The organism is Stenotrophomonas sp. AS1, assembly GCF_048957655.1.
In the GTDB taxonomy this organism is placed as follows: Bacteria; Pseudomonadota; Gammaproteobacteria; order Xanthomonadales; family Xanthomonadaceae; genus Stenotrophomonas; species Stenotrophomonas bentonitica_A.
In genome coordinates, this window is sequence record NZ_JARVXM010000004.1 from 1 (window position 1) to 12,387 (window position 12,387).

At 68.4% G+C, this 12,387-nt stretch carries 13 protein-coding genes; 2 read left to right on the top strand and 11 right to left on the bottom strand.

Annotated features, from left to right (window positions below; all coding sequences use genetic code 11):
* Positions 1–101: 101 nt before the first annotated feature.
* Positions 102–605 carry a hypothetical protein gene (locus tag PV764_RS07355; protein WP_019183834.1) on the bottom strand — a complete coding sequence of 168 codons (504 nt, stop codon included), beginning with the start codon at positions 603–605 and terminating at the stop codon, positions 102–104.
* A 361-nt stretch (positions 606–966) separates the two neighbouring features.
* Here PV764_RS07355 and PV764_RS07360 point away from each other — a divergent pair, with 361 nt between their 5' ends.
* Positions 967–2,994 carry a sodium-translocating pyrophosphatase gene (locus PV764_RS07360; protein ID WP_421116378.1) on the top strand — a complete coding sequence of 676 codons (2,028 nt, stop codon included), beginning with the start codon at positions 967–969 and terminating at the stop codon, positions 2,992–2,994.
* A gap of 62 nt (positions 2,995–3,056) precedes the next feature.
* On the opposite strand, the gene PV764_RS07365 is transcribed toward PV764_RS07360, so the two are convergent.
* The 5 genes from PV764_RS07365 to PV764_RS07385 form a co-directional block, all read right to left on the bottom strand.
* Positions 3,057–3,785 (bottom strand): TonB family protein, encoded by a 729-nt coding sequence (locus tag PV764_RS07365; RefSeq protein WP_421116379.1) that lies wholly within the window; start codon positions 3,783–3,785, stop codon positions 3,057–3,059.
* Positions 3,782–4,207, bottom strand: coding sequence for a TonB system transport protein ExbD (gene exbD, locus PV764_RS07370; RefSeq protein WP_019183831.1), 426 nt, complete (start codon positions 4,205–4,207; stop codon positions 3,782–3,784). Before exbD ends, PV764_RS07365 begins: the two co-directional genes overlap by 4 nt.
* Before the next feature lie 9 nt (positions 4,208–4,216).
* A complete protein-coding gene (gene exbB / locus PV764_RS07375; protein WP_284128803.1) occupies positions 4,217–4,948 on the bottom strand; it encodes a tonB-system energizer ExbB in 732 nt (243 codons plus the stop codon).
* A 114-nt stretch (positions 4,949–5,062) separates the two neighbouring features.
* Complete coding sequence (locus PV764_RS07380; protein WP_046274323.1) at positions 5,063–5,455, bottom strand: YbaN family protein; 393 nt, start codon at positions 5,453–5,455, stop codon at positions 5,063–5,065.
* 49 nt (positions 5,456–5,504) lie between these two features.
* Complete coding sequence (locus PV764_RS07385; RefSeq protein ID WP_019183828.1) at positions 5,505–6,092, bottom strand: biliverdin-producing heme oxygenase; 588 nt, start codon at positions 6,090–6,092, stop codon at positions 5,505–5,507.
* A 165-nt stretch (positions 6,093–6,257) separates the two neighbouring features.
* Between PV764_RS07385 and PV764_RS07390 the strand changes: the two genes are divergently transcribed.
* On the top strand, positions 6,258–6,515 hold the full coding sequence (locus tag PV764_RS07390) for a DUF2789 domain-containing protein (protein WP_019183827.1): 258 nt from the start codon (positions 6,258–6,260) through the stop codon (positions 6,513–6,515).
* Positions 6,516–6,608: 93 nt separating this feature from the next.
* Here the strand turns inward: PV764_RS07390 and PV764_RS07395 are convergent, their stop codons facing one another.
* The 5 genes from PV764_RS07395 to PV764_RS07415 form a co-directional block, all read right to left on the bottom strand.
* A complete protein-coding gene (locus PV764_RS07395) occupies positions 6,609–9,524 on the bottom strand; it encodes a TonB-dependent receptor domain-containing protein (RefSeq protein WP_421116380.1) in 2,916 nt (971 codons plus the stop codon).
* Positions 9,525–9,716: 192 nt separating this feature from the next.
* Positions 9,717–10,661, bottom strand: a complete 945-nt coding sequence (locus PV764_RS07400; protein WP_037553337.1) for a FecR domain-containing protein — start codon at positions 10,659–10,661, stop codon at positions 9,717–9,719.
* Positions 10,662–10,795: 134 nt separating this feature from the next.
* Complete coding sequence (locus PV764_RS07405) at positions 10,796–11,296, bottom strand: RNA polymerase sigma factor (protein WP_046274129.1); 501 nt, start codon at positions 11,294–11,296, stop codon at positions 10,796–10,798.
* A 104-nt stretch (positions 11,297–11,400) separates the two neighbouring features.
* Positions 11,401–11,877 (bottom strand): hypothetical protein, encoded by a 477-nt coding sequence (locus tag PV764_RS07410; protein WP_421116381.1) that lies wholly within the window; start codon positions 11,875–11,877, stop codon positions 11,401–11,403.
* The gene (locus PV764_RS07415) at positions 11,874–12,374 is read right to left on the bottom strand and encodes a hypothetical protein (RefSeq protein ID WP_421116382.1); all 501 of its coding nucleotides are present in this window, start codon (positions 12,372–12,374) and stop codon (positions 11,874–11,876) included. Before PV764_RS07415 ends, PV764_RS07410 begins: the two co-directional genes overlap by 4 nt.
* Between the last annotated feature and the right edge of the window lie 13 nt (positions 12,375–12,387).

Consider the following 12,387-nt stretch of genomic DNA (forward strand, 5'->3'; position numbering starts at 1 on the left):
CCCGGGGGGGGGGGGGGGGGCCGGGGGGGGGGGGGGGGGGGGCGGGGCGGGGGGGGGGGGGGGGGCGGCCCCGCGCCCGCCACTACCGGTGCGTGGTCAGGTCAGTTGCAGGCCTTGCCCTCGACCTTCATCTGCGCGGCGAACATCGGCACCTGCGCGATCTTGCCGGCGGCGGCCTGCTTCTTGGCGTCTTCCAGGTATATGCGCGACTGGCCCTGGCCATCGAGTTCGGGCGTGGTGGTGACCGGCATGCGCCACACGCGCACCACCGCCTGCTGCGCCGGGCAGCCTGCATTCGGCACACGGATCACATCATTGAGCTTCCAGCCCTTGGCCTCGCTGGGCTGCGCCTTGTCGTAGTCCACAAAGCGGGCGCGCGGCTGGCACTGCTCGCTGGTGCGGACCACGGCGAACTTGTACGGCTGTGCCGCCTCGCCGGTGAACACGCCTTCCAGCCGGGCGCAGGCTTCGGGAATCTGGCGCAGGGTGTGGGCCGCGCCCACCGCCTGCGGGGTGCCCGCGGCGCGCTGCAGTTCGGGGGTCTCGGCGGCGAAAGAGGACACGGCGGGCAACAGGGCCAGCCACAACAGATGACGGGGGGACATGGCAGGACTCCAACGGCTGGGGATGGGCCGAGGCTGCCAGTGGGTGGCTGAACGGCGTGGCAAAGGCGGCCCGTCGTCCGGATCTGCGTGGTTGCCGGCCAGCGGCCGGCACTACCCATGCCACTGGTCGGCGCTACCCATGTCACTGACAGTTCGGCCTCACGCATGCGGTTTGTAATCCTCGCTGGCTTGCATCGAGGATTTGCCCGCATACTCGGGCCACCAGGGATTGCTGAACACCGCCACACGCTTGACGACCGGGCACGGTCTGAATGGGTTGGTTCATGGTTGCAGCCCGTTGTGCCCCCCGTGGAGAAGTTCATCCGTTCACTGGATGTCATTCCATCACCCGGGAGGGGACATGCTGGAACGTTATGGGCTTTCTCTGGCGCTGTTCTGCGCCATCCTCGCGATTCTCTACGGCATCGTGTCGGCACGCTGGATCCTCCGGCAGCCGGCTGGCAATGCGCGCATGCAGGAAATCGCCGCCGCCATCCAGGAAGGCGCGCGCGCCTACCTCAACCGCCAATACCTGACCATCGCCATCGCCGGTGCCGTGCTGTTCGTGCTGGTCGGCATCTTCCTCAGTTGGTACACCGCGATCGGCTTCGCGATCGGCGGCGTGCTCTCCGGCGCGGCCGGCTACATCGGCATGAACGTTTCCGTCCGCGCCAACGTGCGCACCGCCGAGGCCGCCCGCAACGGCCTGAGCGCGGCCATGGACGTGGCCTTCCGCGGCGGTGCGATCACCGGCATGCTGGTGGTCGGGCTGGGCCTGCTGGGCGTGGCCGGGTACTACGCGCTGCTGTTGAAGCTCGGGCTGGATGTCGCGCAGACGCTGCACGCGCTGGTCGGGCTGGCGTTCGGTTCGTCGCTGATCTCGATCTTCGCGCGGCTGGGCGGCGGCATCTTCACTAAGGGCGCCGACGTCGGCGCGGACCTGGTCGGCAAGGTCGAAGCCGGCATTCCCGAGGACGACCCGCGCAACCCGGCGGTGATCGCCGACAACGTGGGTGACAACGTCGGCGACTGCGCCGGCATGGCGGCGGACCTGTTCGAAACCTACGCCGTCACCGTGATCGCCACGATGCTGCTCGGCAACCTGATGATCGCCGAGGCCGGTGCCAATGCGGTGCTGTATCCGCTGGTGCTGGGCGGTGTCTCGATCATCGCCTCGATCGTGGGCGCGCTGTTCGTCAAAGTAAAACCGGGCGGCTCGATCATGGGCGCGCTGTACAAGGGCGTGATCGTATCCGGGGTGCTGGCGGCGATCGCGTTCTACCCGATCACCACGCAGTTGATGCCGGACAACGCGCATGGCGCCCTGAACCTGTATTTCTGCGCGTTGATCGGGCTGGTGCTGACCGGGTTGATCGTGTGGATCACCGAGTACTACACCGGCACCCAGTACAAACCGGTGCAGCACGTGGCGCAGGCCTCCACCACCGGGCATGGCACCAACATCATCGCCGGCCTCGGTGTCTCGATGAAGTCCACCGCCCTGCCGGTGATCGCGGTGTGCGTGGCGATCTGGCTGGCACACTATTTCGGCGGCCTGTACGGCATCGCCATCGCCGCCACGGCAATGCTCTCGATGGCCGGGATGATCGTCGCACTCGATGCCTACGGCCCGATCACCGACAACGCCGGCGGTATCGCCGAGATGGCCGAACTGCCGCCGGAAATCCGCGACATCACCGACCCGCTGGATGCGGTCGGCAACACCACCAAGGCGGTGACCAAGGGCTACGCCATCGGCTCAGCGGCCCTGGCCGCGCTGGTGCTGTTCGCCGATTACACCCACAACCTGCAGGCCGCCAATCCCGGCGAGACCTTCGCCTTCGATCTGTCCAACCATGAAGTGATCATCGGCCTGCTGATCGGCGGCCTGATCCCCTACCTGTTCGGTGCCATGGCGATGGAAGCGGTGGGTCGCGCGGCGGGTGCGGTGGTGGAGGAAGTGCGCCGCCAGTTCCGCGAGATTCCCGGGATCATGGAAGGCACCGGCAAACCGCAGTACGACCGCGCGGTGGACATGCTGACCCGCTCGGCGATCCGCGAAATGATCATCCCCTCGCTGTTGCCCGTCGCCGTGCCGGTGGTGGTCGGCCTGCTGCTCGGGCCGCGTGCGCTCGGTGGCCTGCTGATCGGCACCATCGTCACCGGCCTGTTCGTGGCGATCTCGATGACCACCGGCGGCGGCGCCTGGGACAACGCCAAGAAGTACATCGAAGATGGCCATTTCGGCGGCAAGGGCAGCGAGGCGCACAAGGCCGCGGTGACCGGCGATACCGTCGGTGATCCGTACAAGGACACGGCCGGCCCGGCGATCAACCCGCTGATCAAGATCATCAACATCGTGGCACTGCTGCTGGTGCCGCTGCTCTGAGGCAGGACGGGCGCGCGGGCCTCGTTGGCCGGCGCGCCCAAGGGGTGTTCTCCTGCCGCGCCTCAACGCCGCCGGATGAAGAACGTCACCGGTACCATCACCTCCACCGGATCACCGGCCACCTCGGCGGGCGGCGGCGGCAGCGGGCTGCCGCGGCGCACCGTGGCCAGGGTTTCCTCATCCAGCAGCGGATGACCGCTGCTCTGGCCCAGCCGGATGTTGGAGGCATTGCCCTGGCGGTCGACCGAGAAGCGCACATAGGCCACGCCCTGCTGGCGCAGGCGCTCGGCCTGGCGCGGATAGCGGCGGTACTGTTCCAGATGGCCGAGCAGCAGCCCCTGCCAGGTGACCGCCGCGTTGCCCTGGTGGCCGGCCACGGTCTGCGTGGCAGCGTAACGTTCGGACGGGCGTGCGGAGACATCCGGCGGTGCCAGCGTCTGATCGACGTTGTGCGGGTCGGTCGGCTCCTCTTCGCGCGGCGTCTGCCGACGCAGCACGCCCTGCGCGTCCGGGGTGTCGGCCGGCGGCAGATCGAACTTCGGCACCGGCGTAGGCTCGGGCCGATGCTGTTCGTGCTGCAGCGGCCCGGGCGGCATCTCCTTCGGTGGCGCGGACGGCGCCTCAGGCACCGGCGCCAGTTCCACCATCACCGCTTCCACGGGCGTGTCGCTGACCAGCACCGGCGCACGCTGCTGCCACCACAGCGCGCCGCCGATCAGCGCGCCATGCACGGCCAACACGAGGGCCAGGCTGCCCACCCAGCGCAGCGTCGCGGCGGGGTCGCGGCTCATTCGCGGCGCTGCTCCAGCCCGACCAGCGCGATCCTGCGATACCCCGCCGTGCGCAGGGCATTCATGGTCTGCATCAGATCGCCATAGGGCACCGCCTGGTCGGCGCGCAGGTAGATGCGCTGCTCGTGGTCACCGGCGGTCAGCCGCTCCAGCGCGGCTTTCAGGCCATCACGGCCCACCGGCACGTCGTTGATGCTCAGTGACAGATCGGCCTGCACCGAGAGGAACACCGGTTCGCCATCGCGTGGCTGCGGCTGCGCAGTGCTGGCCGGCAGGTCCACCGGCGTGTCCACGGTGGCCAGCGGCGCGGCGACCATGAAGATGATCAGCAGCACCAGCATGACGTCGATGAAGGGCGTGACATTGATCTCGTGGCTTTCTTCCAGCGCGTCGTCGTCGTGGCGGGCGGTCTTGATGGGCATGGCCGGTCCTCAGCGCGCGTCGTGCACGGCCGGCGCCTTGCCAAGCCGGTCCAGATCGCGCGAGACCAGTTGCTGCACGCCCGCGGACAGATCCCCCAGCAGGCCGCGGATACCGGCCAGCACGCGGGTGAAGTGGTTGTAGATCACCACGGCGGGAATCGCCGCGACCAGGCCCAGTGCGGTGGCAAGCAGCGCCTCGGCGATGCCCGGCGCGACGACGGCAAGATTGGTGGTGTTGGCATGGGCGATGCCGATGAAACTGTTCATGATTCCCCATACCGTGCCGAACAGGCCGACGAACGGCGCGATCGCGCCGATGCTGGCGAGCAGGCCCACGCCGGTGCGCAGCTGGCGCGCATGCGCCAGTTCGATGCGTTCCAGGCGCGACGCGACGCGCTCCTTGATCCCGACCGGATCATGCGCGTCATGCGAGAGGCGCAGCTCGGTGCGGGCGGCATCGATCAACGCATGCGCGACCCCCTCGTCCAGCAACCGCTGCGTCTGCGGCGCCGGCAGGTGCGCGGCCTGCAGCAGCAGCGCACGGGCCGCGCGCAACGTCGTGCGCTGCCGCGCCAGCTCCCAGGTCTTGGCGACCAGCACGGTCCAGGTGGCGATCGAGGCGAGCGCCAGCCCGATCATCACGGCCTGCACCACGCCATCGGCGGCCTGGTACATGCCCCAGGGAGTCAGGTCATGCGGCAGCGCCGCCACGGTGGCAGGAAGAGCGATGGGCAGGGTCATGGGCGGAGTCGTCGGTCAGGGCATCGCGGCGCGTGACAGGGCCGGAGGCAGGCAAAGGGCGGAGGAGTATCGGGGGGCGAAGCAGTGGGAATCAGTGCGGGGCGGACAGCACGTTCAGCGCTCCGACGGGCGATCCGGCGTGGCCGATGGCCGCGGCGCGGGCCGTGACAGCACATAGGCCGCGCTGGCGGCGAAGAACAGGCCGACGCCGAGCAGCAGCGGCCAGGACGGATGCGCGCCCCAGCAGAACATGACGAAGCCGAACGCCATGCCGGCGCCGGCAAAGGCCTTGCCCTTGCGGCTGATCGCGCCCTGCTCGCGCCACAGGCGCAGCGGTGGGCCGTAACGAGGATGCTCGAGCAGCCGACGCTCGAACTTCGGCGAGCTGCGCGCGAAGCATCCGACGGCCAGGATCAGGAAGATGGTGGTCGGCATCACCGGCAGCAGGGCGCCGATGACGCCCAGCGCCACCATGATCCAGCCCAGGCCGAACCAGAGCCAGCGCATCACGGGTGGCCGTGGCGGTCCGGCACGGCGGAGCTGTGCCGAGCGGTGCTCATGCGAATTCTTCCTCGACATGACCGTGCACGCTGCGGAAAGCGGCATCGGCGGCATCGATCACCTGTTGCTCCTGCGCCCGGGTGAGCGCGACGCCGTCGAGCGCGGCGGTGAACGCGCGCCAATGGCGGGCCGCGCCATCGGGATGTGCGGCCAGGTGGCGCGCGCCGAAGTCACTGTCCAGGCCGAGCCTGGCGGCCATCTTGTACAACACGGTGCCCCCCAGGTTGGAGCCTTCGGCCACATACAGCCAGCCGAGCGCGGCCGGCAGCGGCAGGTCGCCATCCAGGCCGGTGGATGCCGGCAGTGGCAGGGTCTGTTCCAGATCCGCCAGGTCGCGGGCGATCAGCGGCAGCCGGCGGCGCTCGTCCAGGTCAGGCAGCAGCGCGTCCAGCGCGGGGTTGCCATACAGCGCGTCGATGTCGCGGTGAAAGCGGAACTGCACGCGCACGAATTTCGCGAACAGGTCGCGGCTGGCGAAGATGTCGCCGGCCATGATGCGCTTGTCCAGCGCGCCGTGGCTGTCACGGGTGGCGGCCTTGAGGCGTTGGCTGCGGGTGGCTTGGGGAGTATCGATGACGATCATGGCACTGCTTGGATGGGGAAGTGGGGCGCGGTTCTCTGTTGAAGACGTCTGTCACGGCTGCAACCCCAAGCCCATTGTCGCGTGGGGAGCGTTGCGTCCGTCACATGCCACCGTCACGGCCTTGCCCCGATAATACGGGCCACGCCCTGCCACTGGAATGACACGATGATCACCACCGAACCGCGCATGACCAATCTGTTCCTGCAGCTCGGGCTGGAGGCCAGCGAGGAGGCGATCGCCGCCTTCATCCGCGACCACCAGCTCTCCAACGATATCCGCCTGATCGAAGCGCCGTACTGGAACGATGGGCAGCGCCAGTTCCTGACCGAGCAGCTGCGCTCGGATGCGGAGTGGGCGATCGTGGTCGATGAGCTCAGCGAAGCCCTGCACGCCGATGCGACCGCGCAGGCCAACGCCGGCTGAGCGATCACGGGCATCTGATGCCGGCCGGCCCAGGATGGGCAGGCTGGATGCACGACAGGGGCCGGCCATGCCGGCCCCTGTCGTGTCCGGGCATCAGTAGCGGTAGGTCAGCGCCAGCCGCACCGTCCGGCCCGGTGCGGGCATCACGCCCAGCGCCAGCGGATCGAGATAGTAGCGGTCGGTCAGGTTGTCCACGTTGAGGTCGACCGCGAACTGCTCGCTGGCCTGCCAGCTGGCGAACAGATCCACGATGGTCACCGAGCGGTACAGCTGCTGGATCGCCGACAGGCCCACGTTCCATTCCTTGTCCAGCGTGCTGATCGGGCCGGCGTTGTGGATCACCCGGGTGCCGAAGCTCAGGCGCTGGTCGAACAGGCGCGAGCCCAGGGTCAGGTTGACGTTGTAGCGCGGCGGGTTCTGGGTGTTGCTGTAGGACCCTTCGAAGCCACCATCCACGCAGTCCGGCGTGTTCTTCAGTTCCTCTATCTTCCGCTGGATGCCGTAGGCACGACGCTCGGCGGCGATGTCCGGCGCGCAGGTCTTGGCCTGAATGTAGTAGTGCGCGGACAGATCGGCGAACACCATGCCGCTGTCATAGCTGGACTGGAACTCCACGCCGGAGACCTTGAAGCGGTCGACGTTGCGGATCAGCCCGGCCGACAGGGTGCGGTAGTCGCGGGTGATCAGATCAGCGATGCGCGTGTTGAAGTAGGCCAGCTTGAAGCCGGCCTGGTCGCCCTCGGTGAACAGGCTGTGGCGCACCGTGCTCGCACCGACCTCCCAGGTCCCTGCCCGCTCCGGCTTGAGCTCACCGGTCGGCTTGGCCGCGGTGAACAGGCCCAGGGTCGTCTCGAACAGGCTGGGCAGCTTCACGCCCTCGGCGTACTTCACGTATACCATCGTGTCTTCGTCGAAACGGTAGGCGACGCTGGCACTGGGCATGAAGGCGCTGTCGCGCCGACGGATCGGTTGCGACCAGGTCCAGCTGACCGGCACGCTCAGATCCTCCGCATCATCGGCGTCGTAGAAGTTCCAGCCGGTGATGTCGGCCACCGTGCCCTTCTCATACGGTGATGCCAGCAGCGAGGCCTCGGTGAACTGGCCGTTGGCATCCGGATACCAGTTGAGCATGGCGATGCGCTTGGCGCGCCATGCCGGAAGATTGGGGTTGCCGTCCAGCAGCTGGGTGTAGCGGTACTGACCGATCACCCCGTACGTTTCCGGCGTGGCCAGGCGATTGCGGTCGTGCACGTTGACGCGGTTGTAGCGGCCACCGAGCACCACTTCCCAATGCTCGTCCGGCTGCCATTTGACCGAGGCCACCGCGCTGTATTCCTTGCGCTCGGCGTTGCGCAGGAAGCGGTTGTTGACCAGGTCGTCGTGCATGACCGGCGAGTGCGGGCCCGGGCCGACGTCCTCGTCGCTGAAGGACAGGCCGTAGTCCAGCGTGAACAACCCGGCGCGACCGTCCAGATGCGTGGTGTTGCCCACATCGAAACCGAGCCGGGTCTGGGTCAGCTCATTGCGGTAGGCATCCTTGTAGCCCGGATCGGTGTTGAACGAGGGGCCGTCGTACCACTCGGTGCGGCGATCGAAGTACCACGGGGTGATGCCGGTCAGGCCGTTGTACATCAGGCTGTCGGCATCGGTGTACCAGAGGTTGGCCTTCAGATCGATCCGCTCGTTGTCCGGGTTGAAGCGGTAGCGCAGGTTGTAGGCATCCATGTCGACATGGCCCGGGTCCCACTGCGGCACGCGGTCGCGGTCCACGCGGATGATCTGCGAGGCCATGATCTCGCCGGCGGTGCCTTCATAACGGCGGTAGCCCGCTTCCAGCGTCTGGTCATCGTCGATGCGCCAGGTGCCCTTGAGCAGGAAGGACTCCGAGCGCGAGGAGGTGTTGAACACCTCGGTATCCGGCGGATTCAACGGCGCCAGCGTGCGCCGGGTCTGTGGAAAGTCGTCGTAGCCGTGCTTGCCGGAGAAATAGTTGCCGTTCTCGCGCCATGCGTAGGCGGCGACCAGGTCGAAGCGATCCCAATGCTTGGCGGTGGCGATGTTGAAGAACTGGCTGCCCAGGGCGCTGCGGTCGGTGCGCGGTGCGGCGTCGTAGGCGGGCACGTTGTTGGCGCTGGCATTGGCCATGCCGGTGCGCACGCGCAGCCCGGCGTCGCGGCCCTCACGCAGCACGTCCTCGATCTTCAGGGTGTCCATCTCGACCACGCCACCGATGCCGCCGGAGGCGTTGACGCCCAGGCTCGGCCCCTTGGTGATGGTGATGTTGGAGATCAGGTCCGGATCCAGATAGGTGCGCTGCGACTGGCCTGCGTAACCCCGGTAGGTATCCATGGTCGACTGCCCGCCGTCGATGATCACCGGAATGCGGCTCTGGCCCTGGATGCCGCGGATGTTCACGTCCAGCGCGTTGGCGGTGCGCGGATCGCCGGCGGTCACACCGGCCACGCCCTTGACGATGTCCGAGGTGGAGGTGCCGCGAAAGCGCTCGATGGTGGTGCGGTCGATGTAGGCGCTGGAACCGGCGGTGCGGTACACGTCCAGCGCGCGCTCGGCGTCGCTGCCGCCCTCGATGCGATCACCTGCCACGCTGAGCGCATCGGTGACGATCAGGCCGTCGTCGTTGGCGGCCACCCGTGCGCGCTCCAGCGTTACCGCTTCCGGCCCGACTTGGCGCATGTTCAACCCACTGCCCTGCAGCAGGCGCAGCAAGGCCGACGGTGCATCCATCTGCCCGGCCACCGCCGTGGAGGTCAGCCCTTCGGCCAGTGTTGCCGGATAGGCGACCTGGACACCGGATTGCCGCATGTAGGTGCGCAGCGCGTCGGCCAGCGGCTGGGCGGGAATGTCGAAACGCAGCGTGGCCGCAGCGGAGGCCGGGCTGGACTGGGCCAGGGCCGGCAGTGCCGGCGCGGTGGCCAGGCCGGCGCTGAGCAGGGCGATGCAGAGACGTGACGGGCGCAGGCGATGCCCCGCGCGGGTGGAAGTACGCATGAAAAAACCTGTCGAAAGATCAGTGCCGCAGAGGCGGGTCATCCGCACGCAGGTGCGGATGCAGCGGACGTACGTGGCGGCGGCGGGTACGTTATGCCGGGTAAGACGAACGAACAGGTCGCTGCCCCAAGACCAATGCGCCGCCCCCCGACTGGACGCACGCCACGCCGCCTCCGCAGCAGGCCCGCCGCGCTACGGGTGGGTGGCCGGTGCCACGATCGCCACGCCCATCGGCAGGCGGGTCACGCTCAACCCGGCGCTGACCGCCAGGGCATCCAGGGCCTGCTCCGGCCGGTCGATGCGGAAGGCCGCATTGATCGCGGGCAGACTGGCCAGATCTCCGCGCACGAAGGTGGGCCCGGACCGATAGCGCGCGATGCGCCGCACCGCCTCTTCCACCCCGGTTGCGTCGAGCAGCAGTTCGCCCTCACGCCAGGCCGCGATCCTGTCCAGCGCGACGTCTTCCTGCCGTGTGACCCGCCCGCCCGGTGCAAAGCGCGCACGCTGGCCCGCGTCCAGATAGGTCCAGCCACCCCGATCGGCCGCTGCGACCCGGACCCGGCCCTGCGCCACGACGGTGTCCACGTGGTCGCCTTCGCGTGCGACCGCGAACGCCGTGGAAATGTCCTCGATCACCCCGCCCTGCGCATCCACCTGGAATGGGCGCGCCGCGTCGGGTGTCACCTGGAACCACGCTTGGCCGCGCAGCAGCGCGATGCGCCGCACCTGCCCGTCGTAGCGGATGGCGATGGCGCTGTCGGCATCAAGCACGGCGCGGCTGCCATCGGGAAGCACCACGGAGTGGATGGCCGTGCCGCTGCGGTGATCGGCTTGCAGCCGCAACCAGGCTTCCGGCGCCACCCAGGCCAACGCCACCAAGGCGGCCGTGGCCGCGCCAACGGCGGGCCAGCGCAGGCGGCGCGGCGGCCGGCTGGCCACCACCGCCGGGGCCGGTTGCGGCCCGAGGCTGCGCCACAGCTGGCGTTCGTATTCGAAGGTGCGCCGGTTGTCCGGCTCGGCCAACCACTGCTCGAAGGCCTGCATCTGCCCGGGCTCGACCGCACCGGAGGCCAGCCAGGCAATCCAGGCGCGGGCCTGGACGGCAGCAGGGTCGGACGGTGGCAAGGGTCGGGACATCGGAGGCTGTTCGTGCGGGCTCATGGCTGGCAGTGGGTGCGCAGGCGCGCGCGGACGAAGAAGAGGCCGGAAGGGTCGGCATTATGATCAAGACGGATGGGAAACGGGCTTCCCCAAGCCCGGATGCGCGCCGCTCAGCGCCCGCTGCGCGCCCAAGCCAGGCGCTGCAAGGCGCTGCGCACGTGGTTTTCGACGGTCGTCACCGACACGCCCTGGCGCTTGGCGACCTCGACCTGGGTCATGCCCTGCAGGCGGTTGAGGCGGAAGATCGTGCGGGTCGGCTCGGGAAGATGTTCGGCCGCCGCCAGCACGCGCTGCAGTTCGTCCTGCGCCATCGCCTGCTCTTCGGTGGAGAGCACCTCGTCCGGCCCCCACAGGTAATGCTCGGCCAACAGGCGCGTGCGTCGCGTGCGCTCACGGCCGTGGTCGGTGGCCAGATTCGCCGCCAGCCGATACAGGTACGCCCGGGGGTTGCTGATCGGCTGGCCGCCGTCGACACCCCGGGCCTTGAACCAGATTGACTGGATCACATCCTCCGCGCCGCCATCACTGCCCAGAATGCGCTGCACCAGGCGCAGCAGCGCCGGGCGTTCGCGTATCAACAGCTCGGTGAGAGTGGTGGCGTTGGAGGACATGGGCCAGTGCACAAAGCGGGACCGCAGGGAGACGGCAACCCGTAAGGCGCGGCATGTTACTCCGCAAATGAGAATGAGTCACGTTTGGCCATGCCTCATGCCGGTCACAGGCATCCGGTCAGCCCTTCGTAGAGATTGGTCGTGGTGCCGGGCAGCCGCACGTGCAGTGGATCGTCCTGTTCCAAGGCCTGGAGCAGTATCGGCAGGGGCGTCCTGGCGGCCAGCGGGACGGGGCAGGCCCAGCTGCGCGCATCGACGATGATCCGCCCGCTCGATCCATCCACCTGCGCGGTGCTGCCGGTGAACGTCCATACGCACTCCTCCACACCGCCATCGGCGGCGTTGACCGAACAGCGGAAACGCAGTGACTGCAGGTTGTGATACTCCCCTTCGCAGAAGGTATCGCCGCAGACCTCATCGAAGCCGCGGACCAGTCGCGTTTCCAGCGCGAGGAAGCGCTCCCGGCCGGCGGCCGGGGTCGGATAGCTGCGCGCATCGATGAAGGTCTCCGCAGTGGTGCCCCCTGCCGGGAAGCTGGCGGCTGCAAGTACAAGCGCGACGCTCGCGAGGAAGCGGTTCATGGGTGTCTCCTGTGGGACGCGGCAAGCGAACCGCCTTCGCCGAGGCAGCCCAGAAGCGCGTCATGGACCGACCGTCCGGTACCCGGCAGCGGCAGGATCAACGCGTCACGACGTCCCAGGGCGGCATGCAGGGCCTCCACAGGCGTATGCGGGGCCAGTGGCACGGCGCACGCCCAGGTACGGTTGTCTGGCATGACCTTGCCGGTGGCGGCGTCCACCTCCAGGTTGCCGGCCGCAATGACCAGCGCGCATTCCGTCACGGTGCCCGTGGCCGCGTGCACCGAACAGCGGAACTGCAGCAGGACATGGTTGGCATAGACACCCTGGCAATAGGTGACGCCGCACAGGTCATGAAACTCCCGCATCAAGTGGCCCTCGAGGGCGTAGAAACGGTCCCAGTTCGCCTCCTTGTAGGGAAAGTCGACCAGGTCCACGTACGGTCTGGACGAGGCATGGGCCTCGGCGGCCGGGGCCACCAGGCAGAGTGCCGCCGCCATCGAAAGGCCGCCA

Coding starts and splice junctions, on each gene's coding strand:
- PV764_RS07355 (WP_019183834.1), bottom strand. CDS start 605: ATGTCCCCCCGTCATCTGTTGTGGCTGGCCCTGTTGCCCGCCGTGTCC.
- PV764_RS07360 (WP_421116378.1), top strand. CDS start 967: ATGCTGGAACGTTATGGGCTTTCTCTGGCGCTGTTCTGCGCCATCCTC.
- PV764_RS07365 (WP_421116379.1), bottom strand. CDS start 3,785: ATGAGCCGCGACCCCGCCGCGACGCTGCGCTGGGTGGGCAGCCTGGCC.
- exbD (WP_019183831.1), bottom strand. CDS start 4,207: ATGCCCATCAAGACCGCCCGCCACGACGACGACGCGCTGGAAGAAAGC.
- exbB (WP_284128803.1), bottom strand. CDS start 4,948: ATGACCCTGCCCATCGCTCTTCCTGCCACCGTGGCGGCGCTGCCGCAT.
- PV764_RS07380 (WP_046274323.1), bottom strand. CDS start 5,455: ATGCGCTGGCTCTGGTTCGGCCTGGGCTGGATCATGGTGGCGCTGGGC.
- PV764_RS07385 (WP_019183828.1), bottom strand. CDS start 6,092: ATGATCGTCATCGATACTCCCCAAGCCACCCGCAGCCAACGCCTCAAG.
- PV764_RS07390 (WP_019183827.1), top strand. CDS start 6,258: ATGATCACCACCGAACCGCGCATGACCAATCTGTTCCTGCAGCTCGGG.
- PV764_RS07395 (WP_421116380.1), bottom strand. CDS start 9,524: ATGCGTACTTCCACCCGCGCGGGGCATCGCCTGCGCCCGTCACGTCTC.
- PV764_RS07400 (WP_037553337.1), bottom strand. CDS start 10,661: ATGTCCCGACCCTTGCCACCGTCCGACCCTGCTGCCGTCCAGGCCCGC.
- PV764_RS07405 (WP_046274129.1), bottom strand. CDS start 11,296: ATGTCCTCCAACGCCACCACTCTCACCGAGCTGTTGATACGCGAACGC.
- PV764_RS07410 (WP_421116381.1), bottom strand. CDS start 11,877: ATGAACCGCTTCCTCGCGAGCGTCGCGCTTGTACTTGCAGCCGCCAGC.
- PV764_RS07415 (WP_421116382.1), bottom strand. CDS start 12,374: ATGGCGGCGGCACTCTGCCTGGTGGCCCCGGCCGCCGAGGCCCATGCC.